Annotated in this window: 12 protein-coding genes and 2 pseudogenes; 9 read left to right on the plus strand and 5 right to left on the minus strand. The window is 73.6% G+C overall.

Features of this window, described 5'->3' with window-relative positions; genetic code table 11:
- The coding region (locus tag ABZ641_RS15620; protein WP_359982214.1) for an AAA family ATPase at positions 1-579 on the plus strand (579 nt) is incomplete at its 5' end.
- A gap of 37 nt (positions 580-616) precedes the next feature.
- On the opposite strand, the gene ABZ641_RS15625 is transcribed toward ABZ641_RS15620, so the two are convergent.
- Positions 617-1,477, minus strand: coding sequence for a hypothetical protein (locus ABZ641_RS15625; RefSeq protein WP_359982217.1), 861 nt, complete (start codon positions 1,475-1,477; stop codon positions 617-619).
- Entirely contained in the window at positions 1,474-1,761 is a 288-nt protein-coding gene (locus ABZ641_RS15630) for a helix-turn-helix transcriptional regulator (protein ID WP_344622126.1), read from the minus strand. Before ABZ641_RS15630 ends, ABZ641_RS15625 begins: the two co-directional genes overlap by 4 nt.
- A 293-nt stretch (positions 1,762-2,054) precedes the next feature.
- Between ABZ641_RS15630 and ABZ641_RS15635 the strand changes: the two genes are divergently transcribed.
- The 6 genes and pseudogenes from ABZ641_RS15635 to ABZ641_RS15660 form a co-directional block, all read left to right on the plus strand.
- Positions 2,055-2,408 carry a beta/gamma crystallin domain-containing protein gene (locus tag ABZ641_RS15635; protein WP_344622127.1) on the plus strand — a complete coding sequence of 118 codons (354 nt, stop codon included), beginning with the start codon at positions 2,055-2,057 and terminating at the stop codon, positions 2,406-2,408.
- Positions 2,409-2,547: 139 nt separating this feature from the next.
- On the plus strand, positions 2,548-3,102 hold the full coding sequence (locus ABZ641_RS15640; RefSeq protein ID WP_344622128.1) for a YbjN domain-containing protein: 555 nt from the start codon (positions 2,548-2,550) through the stop codon (positions 3,100-3,102).
- A 158-nt stretch (positions 3,103-3,260) separates the two neighbouring features.
- Positions 3,261-4,421, plus strand: a complete 1,161-nt coding sequence (locus ABZ641_RS15645) for a pyridoxal phosphate-dependent aminotransferase (protein ID WP_344622129.1) — start codon at positions 3,261-3,263, stop codon at positions 4,419-4,421.
- Between the two features lie 370 nt (positions 4,422-4,791).
- Positions 4,792-5,352 (plus strand): DUF2617 family protein, encoded by a 561-nt coding sequence (locus ABZ641_RS15650; RefSeq protein ID WP_359982220.1) that lies wholly within the window; start codon positions 4,792-4,794, stop codon positions 5,350-5,352.
- A 604-nt stretch (positions 5,353-5,956) separates the two neighbouring features.
- A pseudogene (locus ABZ641_RS15655) lies at positions 5,957-6,799 on the plus strand (spermidine synthase); the annotation flags it as partial.
- 24 nt (positions 6,800-6,823) lie between these two features.
- Positions 6,824-8,788: pseudogene (locus ABZ641_RS15660) on the plus strand (RICIN domain-containing protein); the annotation flags it as partial.
- Positions 8,789-8,863: 75 nt separating this feature from the next.
- Here the strand turns inward: ABZ641_RS15660 and ABZ641_RS15665 are convergent.
- On the minus strand, positions 8,864-9,448 hold the full coding sequence (locus tag ABZ641_RS15665; RefSeq protein WP_344624077.1) for a hypothetical protein: 585 nt from the start codon (positions 9,446-9,448) through the stop codon (positions 8,864-8,866).
- Positions 9,449-9,561: 113 nt separating this feature from the next.
- Here ABZ641_RS15665 and ABZ641_RS15670 point away from each other — a divergent pair, with 113 nt between their 5' ends.
- Complete coding sequence (locus ABZ641_RS15670; RefSeq protein ID WP_344624078.1) at positions 9,562-9,987, plus strand: YchJ family protein; 426 nt, start codon at positions 9,562-9,564, stop codon at positions 9,985-9,987.
- A gap of 51 nt (positions 9,988-10,038) precedes the next feature.
- Here the strand turns inward: ABZ641_RS15670 and ABZ641_RS15675 are convergent, their stop codons facing one another.
- Complete coding sequence (locus ABZ641_RS15675; RefSeq protein ID WP_359982223.1) at positions 10,039-10,476, minus strand: hypothetical protein; 438 nt, start codon at positions 10,474-10,476, stop codon at positions 10,039-10,041.
- Positions 10,477-10,569: 93 nt separating this feature from the next.
- Complete coding sequence (locus ABZ641_RS15680) at positions 10,570-10,878, minus strand: DUF6087 family protein (RefSeq protein ID WP_344624080.1); 309 nt, start codon at positions 10,876-10,878, stop codon at positions 10,570-10,572.
- Between the two features lie 167 nt (positions 10,879-11,045).
- Between ABZ641_RS15680 and ABZ641_RS15685 the strand changes: the two genes are divergently transcribed.
- Positions 11,046-11,334, plus strand: a 289-nt coding sequence (locus tag ABZ641_RS15685) for an RNA-binding S4 domain-containing protein (protein WP_359982226.1), incomplete at its 3' end; no start/stop codon positions are given.

An 11,334-nucleotide genomic window follows, 5' to 3' on the forward strand; every position in this document is an offset into this window, starting at 1 on the left:
AGCGTGGTGCTGCTGGACGAGGTGGAGAAGGCCCACCCCGAGGTCTTCGACGTCCTGCTGCAGGTGCTGGACGACGGCCGGCTCACCGACGGCCAGGGCCGCACGGTCGACTTCCGGAACGCGATCCTGATCCTGACCTCGAACCTGGGCAGCCAGTTCCTGGTCGACCCGGCCACGCCGGAGGAGCGCAAGAAGGAGCTCGTTCTGGAGACGGTCCGCACCGCCTTCAAGCCGGAGTTCCTCAACCGCCTGGACGACATCGTGGTCTTCGAGCCGCTGGGCACCGACGAGCTCAGCCGGATCGTCGACCTGCAGGTGTCCCGGCTCGCCGACCGGCTGCGCGACCGCCGGCTCAGCCTGGAGGTCACCCCGGCCGCCCGGGACTGGCTGGCCCTCACCGGCTACGACCCGGCCTACGGCGCCCGGCCGCTGCGCCGCCTGGTGCAGTCGGCGATCGGCGACCGGCTGGCGAAGGAGATCCTCTCCGGCCGGGTGCACGACGGCGACACCGTGCTGGTCGACCGGGACGAGGAGCACGACCGGCTCTCGGTCGGGCCGAAGCCCTCGCTGGTCAAGTGATCCGCCGCCGGCCGGGGCCCGCCCCGGCCGGCCCGGGTCAGGCGCCGACGACCCGGCCGAGCTGCGCCGCCTGCTCGGCGACCGACTTCCGGTAGGCCGCCAGCCGCTCCTGGTTGGCGTCGATCAGCTGCCGCTGGTAGCCGGCCAGGGCGGCGAACCAGATCCCGGCCAGGTTGCCGGCCGCGGTGCAGCGCTCGTCCGCGGTGGCCGCGGCCAGTTCCTCGGCGGTCGGCCGGCCGGGGCCGTGGTAGCGGGCGACCAGGCCGTCCGGGGTGGTGTCGGCGAAACCCGCGTCCCGCATGCAGGCCGACCACGCCCGGGTGGCCGCGACCACCCGGGCGTCCCGGCCGGTCGCCTCCAGCGACCGCCCGAACAGCGCGTCCACCAGCTCGGACCCGGCGGTGTCGGCCGGCCGGACGGCGGTCAGCGCCTTCTTCACGCACCCCTGGGCCGCCGTGCCCTCCGCCTCGGAGGCCGGCGGCCTCGGCGTGCGCACCGGGGCCGCCGCGGTCGGGCCGTGGAAGCCCTGGACGGCGGCCACCTCGGCCCGCAGGTAGCCGAAGGCCCCGGCCGGCAGCGCCGACGCGTCGGGGACCTCGCCGCCGCTGTCCAGCGCGTCGTCCCCGGTGAACCCCGCCCAGCCGGCCGCGTGCATGCAGTCGGCGGTCAGCGCGCGGACGGCCTGCTCCCGGCGGGCGTTCTGCTCGCGGTCCGACCCGTACGCCGACAGCGGCAGGGCCAGCATCCCCTCGCGCCCCGACGGCGGGGCGGTGGGTGCTCCGAGGGCCGGCGGGGTGAGCGCCGGGGCGGGCGTGCCGTCCCCTCCCGCGCCGCAGCCGACGAGCGCGAGCAGCGCCAGCACCGCCGCGGCGGACCGCCGCCCGGCGGCCGCCCTCACGGTCGTGCCCCGCTCCCCCGGGTGTCTCCCGCGCCGTCGCGTTTGGCCCGGGCCAGCCGGTGCAGCTCGGCCCGCTGGGCCTCCGACAGCTGCCAGGTGTGCGCGAGCAGCCGCAGCGTCGAGATCCGCGGGCAGGAGACCCCGCGTTCCAGATCGCGGATGGACCGCACGCTCATGCCGGACGCCGCACCCAGTTCCTCCTGGGTCATCCCCCGGTCCAGCCGGATGCTGCGCAGCAGTGTCCCCAACCGGTCCTGCGGCGCCCCCGCCCCGAAATCCCCCACCGTACGACTCCTCGTCAGTCGACGCACCCAACCGGACGTCCGGCGGCCGCACTTGTCGCCGCCGGGAGGGTTGCACCGCAAACTAACCGCCGCCGTGGCGGGCGGCAACGCGTTCCGATCCGCCATCGCGTGACATGAATCACTCAAGAATCTGGTTTGTCCGTACCGACCGGTCGTTCTGCCGTTCAACGTCCTGACAACCACCTGGCCCGGCCGACGGGACGGTTGCCAAACTCCCGTCCGCCACGACCGTCGGCCGGCCCGTCCGGCCCCGCACAGGAACGGTGACCGCAATGACACGCCGATGGAAGCAGGCCGCCCTCACTGCGGCGGCCGCAGCGGCCCTCGTCCTCGCCCTGCCCGCGACCGGGGCCTCGGCGATCAACCGGGTCAGCTGCAACGGACGGACGGACTTCGTCAACATCTACAACTACGGGTGGTCCGGGCACCTGTGCTTCGCCAACGCGGGCTACGCCGACGTGACCATCTACAAGGTCGACAACATCTACTCCGGCAACAACCTGCTGTATTACTACACCAGCGTGAACGGCGGGGTGACCCGCCACCTGGACCCGTGGACCTGGGAGGACGACCACTACTACGACAACGGCGCGGAGGGCACCGTGCGCTGGCTGCAGATCTTCTGACCAGGGCGACCGTTCGGCGGCGGACCGCCCCGCCGCCGCCCGGGAGGCCCTGTGCCCGCGGGCCCGGATGAGGCAGGATGGGACATGGAGGCGGTCTCTCATCGCCGACCACTCCCCGTGCTGTGAGATTGAGGACCCCATGAGCATCGACCCGTCGTCCATCCCGTCGTTCGGCGCGCCCCAGCCGCCGCAGGGCGGCCAGCCCGGCGGCGCCCCGGCCGGCCCTCCGCCGGTGATCGTGCCGGACCAGAACCTGGTCGCCCAGCTGCTCGACCAGATGCAGCTGAAGCACGTCGTCGACGATGACGGTGACCTCACCGCTCCCTGGGAGGGCTTCCGCGTCTACTACATGTTCCGCGGCGACCAGAAGGAGCTCTTCGCGGTCCGCGCCTTCTACGACCGCGCGTACGAGCTGGAGCGCAAGGGCGAGATCCTCGACCTCGTCGACGAGTGGAACCGCGAGACCCTCTGGCCGAAGGTCTACACCCACACCCACGAGGACGGCGTCGTCCGCCTGATCGGCGAGTCCCAGATGATCGTCGGCACCGGTGTGAGCCTGGAGTACTTCGTGACCACCACCGCGAACTGGACCCAGGCCTCGGTCGGCTTCGAGCAGTGGATGATCGAGCGCCTCGGCCTCCAGGGCGACATCGAGGAGGGCGACAAGCCCGAGGACGGCGGCGAGGACGCCTGATCCCGCCAGGTCCGCGGTCGGGCCCGCACTCCGGTACGCCGGGGTGCGGGCCCGACCCGTCCTCCGGCCGCCCGCGCGTCGGCCCCGGCGGCCCCTGGGAAGCGCCCGGTCCGGGCACTACGGTGGGCGCAGCCGCCGACGACACCGCTGGAGACCCCATGGAAGCCCGGCCCCTGCTCAACCGCCGCCTGAACGGCCTCGGCACCACGATCTTCGCGGAGATGTCCGCCCTGGCCACGGCGACCGGCTCGATCAACCTCGGGCAGGGCTTCCCCGACACCGACGGGCCCGAGGAAGTCCGTGAGGCGGCGGTCCGGGCCCTGCGCGAGGGCCGCGGCAACCAGTACCCGCCCGGCCCCGGCATCCCCGAGCTGCGCACCGCGGTCGCCGAGCACCAGCAGCGCTTCCACGGCCTCACCTACGACCCGGACACCGAGGTCCTGGTGACCGCCGGCGCCACCGAGGCCATCGCCGCCGCACTGCTGGCCCTGCTGGAACCCGGCGACGAGGTGATCGCCTTCGAGCCCTTCTACGACTCCTACGCCGCCTGCATCGCCATGGCCGGGGCCGTCCGGGTGCCGCTCACCCTGCGCCCGCCGGCCTTCCGGCCGGACCTGGACGAGCTGCGCGCCCTGATCACCCCGCGCACCCGGCTGCTGCTGATCAACACCCCGCACAACCCCACCGGCCTCGTCCTGAACGCCGACGAGCTGCGCGCCATCGCCGAACTCGCGGTCGAGCACGACCTGTTGGTGGTCACCGACGAGGTCTACGAGCACCTGGTGTTCAGCGGCGGGCACCACCCGCTCGCCGCGCTGCCGGGGATGCGCGAGCGCACCGTCTCGATCTCCTCGGCCGGCAAGACCTTCTCCTTCACCGGCTGGAAGGTCGGCTGGGTGACCGGCAGCCCCGAACTGGTGGCCGCCGTCCGCACCGCCAAGCAGTACCTGACGTACGTTTCGGCCGGCCCCTTCCAGTACGCGGTGGCCGAGGCCCTGCGGCTGCCCGACGAGTACTTCGACGGCTTCCGCGCCGACCTGCTCCGCAAGCGCGACCTGCTCGCCGACGGGCTCGCCGAGGCCGGGTTCCGGGTCTTCGTCCCCGAGGGCACGTACTTCATCACCACCGACATCACCCCGCTCGGCGAGAAGGACGGCGCCGACTTCTGCCGCTCCCTCCCCGAGCGCTGCGGCGTGGTCGCCATCCCCAACGCCGTCTTCTACGACAACACCGACGAGGGCCGCTCCCTCGTCCGCTTCACCTTCTGCAAGCGCGACCAGGTGCTCCGGGAGGCGGTCGAACGGCTGCGCCGCCTCTGAGCGCCGCCTCCGGGGGACCTGGTCCGACGGCCCGGTCCCCGGAGGCCGAACGGGTGAGCGGGTACGCGGGGCGCACCCCCGGCGCGGACGGCGCGTACGCGGGTGCATGGGAACACGGTTCGCAGAGTCGACACCCCGAATGAGCGGGGTGCTCCGGCCGCTCCACCCGGAACGGTGAATGCTGGTCGAGGATGGGTAAATCCCCGACGGACCCGCAGAATTCGTGCTTCTCTGCTGCTGAGTCTCCAGCCGGAATCCTTCCTTCCACGGTCGGCCGCGTCCTGGACCGCACAGCCTCGAACGCCGGCCCGTCGGTGGAGTCGGACGCTGACGGCGGGCGCGTTACGGAGTTCGAAACGCGGAGCGGAGCATGCTCACCACACTGCAGACCTCGTACACGGACACCCGCGCCGGCGACCTCGCCTGGCAGTTGGGCGGCGAGCCGCTGCCCGCGCTGGCCGTGCGGGAGCTGAGCTTCGACGCCCCCGCCGACGGCACGGCCGGGGTCGGCACGGCCACCCTGCAACTGCGCCTGCTCGGGGCCTCGCACCAGGTCGTGGTGGCCGCCGGACCCGGCGACTGCCTGGAGACCGTGGCCTGCCTGCCCGGCCGCCGCACCCCGCTGCCCGCCCGGGTGGCGGAACGCGTGGCGGGCTGGGAGTACGAGTTCGCGGCCCGGATCGAGGAGTTGCCCGCGCACACCTTCGCCGCCCGGGCCCAGGAACTGCTGGCCCTGGTCGCCGAACACCCGCACGGCCTGGCGGGCATCTTCCCCGGCGACCCCTGCGCCTTCACCGCCCTGGTCGCGCAGTGCGAGGAGCGGCGGGTCCTCTGGCGCACCTGGCACGCCTACCCGCAGGAGGGCCGACTGGTGTGCACCCGCTCCGCCCTGGTGCTGCAGGGCGCCGGCTGGGCGGCCGAGGCCGGGTGATTCACGCGAACGGAGCAGCGCCCGACCGGAACGCCGACGAACCGTCAATTCCATCTGGTGCGGCGTCCTTCCAACGGGTGCCGCCACGGCCGGTGGATGTCGCTAGCGTTTGCGCATGATCAACCGTCCGGCGGATCCACCCGCTCGGCCGGGCCTCGACGGCCGCGCCGAAGCACCCCGCGTCCGGGCCGTCGCCCGGCCGTGGACCGGCGGTGCCGCCCCGCCCGGCGTGCGCGGACGACTGGCCCGGCCGCTGGTCCTGCTGGCCGCCTTCGTCTGCGCCGCCTGCGGCCTCGTCTACGAACTGGAACTCGTCGCCGTCGGGCAGACCCTGCTCGGCGACTCGGTCACCCAGACCTCCCTGGTGCTGTCGGTGATGGTCTTCGCGATGGGCGTCGGCTCGCTGCTCGCCAAACGGCTGGCCCGCCGCCCCGCCACCGCCTTCGCCCTGGTGGAGTGCGGGCTGGCCCTCACCGGCGGGCTGTCGGTGCTCGCGCTGTACTCCTGCTGGGCCTGGCTGGACGGCCACCGGACGGCCGCCGCCGGCCTGACCGGCACCACCTTCCTGATCGGGGTGCTGATCGGCGCCGAGATCCCGCTGCTGATGACCCTCGTCCAGCGGATCCGCCGGGAACACGCCGGGCGGGCGGTCGCCGACCTGTTCGCCGCCGACTACGTCGGTGCGCTGATCGGCGGGCTGGCCTTCCCCTTCCTGCTGCTGCCCGCCCTCGGCCCGGCCGCCGGCGCGCTCGCCACCGGAGCGGTCAACGCGGTGGCCGGCGCGGCCGTGGTGCTGTGGCTGTTCCGCGAGGAGCCGCCGCCGCGGGCCCGGCTGTTGCTCTGGGCCGGCTGCGGACTGATCCTCGCCGTCCTGGCCTGCGCCGCCGCGTTCACCGGCGCGATCGAGCGCGCCGCCCGACAGGCCCTGTACGGGGCGCAGGTCCGCCTGGCGGTGGCCGGCCGCGACCAGGAGATCGTGCTCGCGGGCGGCCCCGGCACCACCGCACCGCTGGAGCTCTTCGTCGGCGGCCGGCTGGCCGTCTGCGGCCCGGACGAGTACCGGGACAGCGAGGCGCTCGTCCACCCCGCGCTCGCCGGCACGCCCAACGGCCGGGTCCTGGTCCTGGGCGGCGGCGGCCCCGCCGTCCGCGAGGTGCTGCGGCACTCCGCCGTCCGCGAGGTCGTGGTGGTGGAACCGGACGCGGCACTCACCGCCCTCGTCCGCCGCGACCCCGCCCTCGCCGCCCTCACCGGGCACGCCTACGACGACCCCCGGGTGCGGGTGGTGCACGCCGAACCGATCGCCTGGCTGCGCCGCACCGGGCGCACCGGCCGCCCGCGCTTCGACGTCATCGTCTCCGACCTGCCCGTGCCGCACGGCGACACCGGCCGGGCCGCACACAGCCAGGAGTTCTTCGGGCTGGCGGCCGGACGGCTCGCCCCCGGCGGCCGGCTCGCCGTCCGCGGCGGCGCCCAGCAGTGGCAGTTCCAGGACGCCGGTGGCGGCTACGTCCGGATCAACGCCCAGAACGACACCAGCAAGGTCCTCGACGTCACCGACGTCTCCACCGCGGACGGTGCGAGGATCCAGCTCTGGGCGTACGGCGGCGGCCCCAACCAGCAGTGGCAGGCGGTCGCCGAGGCCGGCGGCGCCTACCACTTCGTCAACCGCAACAGCGGCAAGTGCCTGGACGTGCCGAGCGCCTCCACCGCGGACGCCGTCCAGCTCCAGCAGTGGACCTGCAACGGCACCGCCGCGCAGTCCTTCTCCTTCGGCAGCGGCAGCCAGAACCCGCCCGGCACTCCGGACTTCGGGCCCAACGTGGCGGTCTTCGACCCGTCGATGCCCGCCTCGACGATCCAGGCCAAGCTGAACTCGGTCTTCTCGCAGCAGGAGTCCAACCAGTTCGGCGCCCAGCGCCAGGCCCTGCTGTTCAAGCCCGGCAGCTACAGCGTGGACGCCAACGTCGGCTTCTACACCCAGGTCGCCGGACTCGGCCTCTCCCCCGACGACGTGACCATCAACGGCGCCGTGCACGCCGAGGCCGACTGGTTCCAGGGCAACGCCACCCAGAACTTCTGGCGCTCCGCCGAGAACCTGTCGGTCAACCCGACCGGCGGCACCGACCGATGGGCCGTCTCGCAGGCCGCGCCGTACCGCCGGATGCACGTCCGCGGCAACCTGCAGCTGGACGACGGCGGCTGGTCGAGCGGCGGCTTCATCGCCGACTCGAAGATCGACGGCCAGGTGCGCTCCGGCTCCCAGCAGCAGTGGCTCTCCCGGAACGCCCAGTGGGGCAGCTGGACGGGCTCCAACTGGAACATGGTCTTCGTCGGCGACGTCAACGCCCCGGCGAACTCCTTCCCCAACCCGCCGTACACCACCGTCGGCCAGACCCCGGTGGTCCGCGAGAAGCCCTTCCTGTACGTGGACCCGGCCGGCGCCTACAAGGTGTTCGTCCCGGCGCTGCGCAACAACAGCAGCGGCACCACCTGGGCCGGCGGGGCGCAGCAGGGCGGCTCGCTGCCGATCGACCAGTTCTTCGTCGTCAAGCCGGGCGCCACCGCCACCGACATCAACGCGGCGCTCGGCCAGGGCAAGAACCTGCTGTTCACGCCGGGCGTGTACCACCTCGACCGGGCGATCAACGTGACCCGGGCGGACACCGTGGTGCTGGGCCTGGGCCTGGCCACCCTCGTCCCGGACAACGGGGTCACCGCGATGACCGTCGCCGACGTGGACGGGGTGAAGGTGGCCGGTCTGCTGATCGACGCCGGCACCACCAACTCCGCGATGCTGATGCAGGTCGGCCCGGCCGGATCCGCCGCCGACCACTCGGCGGACCCGACCTCGCTGCACGACGTGTTCTTCCGGGTCGGCGGCGCGGGCGTCGGCCGGGCCACCCAGTCGCTGGTGGTGAACAGCAACAACGTGATCGGCGACCACATGTGGATCTGGCGCGCGGACCACGGCAACGGCGTCGGCTGGACGAGCAACACCGCCGCCAACGGCCTGACCGTCAACGGCAACAACGTCACCATGTACGGCCTGTTCGTCGAGCACTACCAGCAGACCCAGGTGGTCTGGAACGGCAACGGCGGCCGGACGTACTTCTTCCAGAACGAGATGCCGTACGACCCGCCGAACCAGGCCGCCTGGACGAACGGCTCGACCCGCGGCTACGCGGCGTACAAGGTCGCCGACTCGGTGACCAGCCACGAGGCGTGGGGGCTGGGCAGCTACTGCTACTTCAGCGCCAACCCGTCCGTGGTGGCCGAGCACGCCTTCGAGGTGCCGAACCGCTCCGGGGTGCGCTTCCACGACATGGTGACCGTGTCGCTGGGCGGCACCGGCACCATCAACCACGTGATCGACTCGACCGGGGGCCCGTCCAACTCCTCGTCGAACGTGGCGAACCTGGTCGCCTTCCCGTAACCGCGCGAACGCTCCCCGGCCGGGTCCGCACCCGGCCGGGGAGCCCCGTGTTCATCCGTGCCGTGCCCGTACGGCTCAGGAGGTGGCGTTCCAGCTGTGCGCCACGTCGATCACCAGCCGGTTGTCCAACTGGAAGACCCGGAAGGGCAGTCGGGCCCGCACGCCCAGGCCGACCTGGCTCTGGCCCTCGAAGCTGCCGCCGAACTTGGCGTCCTTGAAGGTGCGGTAGCCGGTGAGGTTGACGCCGGGCAGTGACTGGCCGGCCTTCGCCGGGTACACCGGCGCACCGGTCGACGGGTCGTAGGACGGCGCCACGACCACGATCTCCAGGATCGCGCCGCCGTTCACCGGGATCGTCCGGCCCGAGCCGTCCTGGATCAGCGACGGCACGTACTGGACGCGGTAGCCGACGTGGCCGGCCGGCGTCGTGCCGGGGATGTCGAGCACCATGCGGTCCCAGCACGGGTGCTGGCCGGTGCGGATGTTGGTCAGCGGGTGCTGCCCGGTGGCGGGGTTCGCGGCCTTCGGCAGGCTGCCCCAGCCGGTCGGGCAGGTCGTCACCGTCGCCGTGGGTGTTGTCGCGGATGCCGCGGCCGGTACCACCACGGCACCGGTGCCGGCGAGAACGAGTGCCATCGGGATCGTGATCCACCGTCGCATGATGCGCCTCCTCGGGCCGCGCCTGGATCCCTCACCCGAAGAGACGTGGGCAGCGGCCGGGCAGTTGCAGCACCCGGCCCCGAGTTCCGGGGGCGGGCGGCGCGCCCGGCAGAATGGGACGCATGTCGAAGCGCCGCCGCCACCCCCGATTCTCCCCCGCCGACCCCTGCCCGTGCGGCCTGGGCGGGCCCTACGGCGGCTGCTGCGGGCGGCTGCACCGCGGCGAGGCGGCGGCGGGCACCGCGGAGCAGCTGATGCGCTCGCGCTACAGCGCCTTCGCCGTCCAGGACGGGCCCTACCTGCTGCGCAGCTGGCACCCGGACACCAGGCCGCCCCGGATCGGCTTCGACCCGGGGCTGCAGTGGACGGGGCTGGAGGTGCTGGCGACGACCGAGGGCGGGCCGTTCCACACCACCGGGACGGTACGGTTCCGGGCGCACTTCACGGACGGCGGCGAGCCGGGGGCCATGGAGGAGCACAGCACCTTCGTCCGGCTGGACGGCGCCTGGGTGTACGTGGCGGCGCTGCCGGAGGACTGAGCGGCGCCGCCGGAGGCCCGAGCGGCGCCGCCCCGTCCCGGACGGGCGGGATCAGTCGTGGAAGGCGGCGACCAGGTCGTCCAGCGGGTCGTCGTCCACGATCAGGACGGTGCGGTCCAGGCCGCTGGTGAAGGCCGAGGCGGCCGCCACGTGCGCCCGGGCGATCTCCAGCGTCTCGGCGGCCCGCTCCAGCTCCTCGGAGACCCGGGCCTGCCGGGCTGCCGGGGTGTCCCCCTCGCCGTCCGGCAGCGCCACCTTGATCTGTCCCGCCGGGATCGCGGCGAGCCCGGCGGCGGCCTGCGCCAGCGCCTGCGGCAGGTGGAACAGGATCGCGTGCAGCGCCGTCACCACGTCGTGCACGCTGGTCGGGTCGGGGAAGGCGCCGACCCCCGGGGCCGTCCGGTGGTTGAGGACGCGGACCTCCTCGCCCACGGCATTGGCGATCTCGTACGGGGTCCGGGCCGGGCCCGGTGCGCGGTCAGGGCTCATAGCGGACATGCTCACCTCCGTGCGGTACGGGCACGTACGGCGGGGCCGTTGCGCGCCCCGACGACCACCCGTTGTGCGTAGCGGCCGGGCGGCTCAGTCCGCACGGCGGCCGGTCGGACCGGGCCGGAACACCGGCAGCCGGCCCGAGACCTGCGGGAAGACGGGGGGCCGGCCGTCGCCGACGATCATCTGGTGGGCGGCGGCCCAGCTGTCGGCGATCGCCACGGGCTGCCAGGCGCGGCCGTCCCACTCGACGACCAGACGGGGTGCGTCCCGGTGGTGCGGGTGGCCGGCGCCGTCCGACGGCTCGCCGATCAGGAACGCGTCCCGGGTGCCGACCGGATGCCGCAGGTCGGCGGGGCGGGCACAGCTGTCGGACAGTGGCTCTCTCTCGTCGGGCACGAACACCGGGGCGTCCTTTCGGCGGTTGGGCCGCCGGTGTGGCGGTCCTCCCGTCAGGCTAACCCGCCGTGCCTGACCGGGCACGTTGTGCAACGGCGGGCGACGGGAGGGACCGTCCGGGGCGCCGACGTTTCGGTGCGGGGCGGGCCGGCGTCTAGGCTCGTGGCATGGCGGAGGACGAGGGCCCGGTACGGGTGGACAGCTGGATCTGGTCGGTCCGGCTGCTGAAGACGCGCTCGATGGCCTCGGCGGCCTGCCGGGCCGGGCACGTGCGGGTGAACGAGGAGCGGGCCAAGCCCGCGCAGACCGTGAAGCCGGGGGACGAGGTCCGGCTGCGGTACGACGGCCGCGAGCGGGTCGTCGTGGTCTCCAGGCCGATCCGCAAGCGGGTCGGCGCCGAGATCGCGGCGCAGTGCTACGTCGACCACTCCCCTCCCCCGCCGCCGCGCGAGTTCG

The sequence above is a fragment of the Kitasatospora sp. NPDC007106 genome (genome assembly GCF_040634455.1).
In the GTDB taxonomy this organism is placed as follows: domain Bacteria; phylum Actinomycetota; class Actinomycetes; order Streptomycetales; family Streptomycetaceae; genus Kitasatospora; species Kitasatospora arboriphila.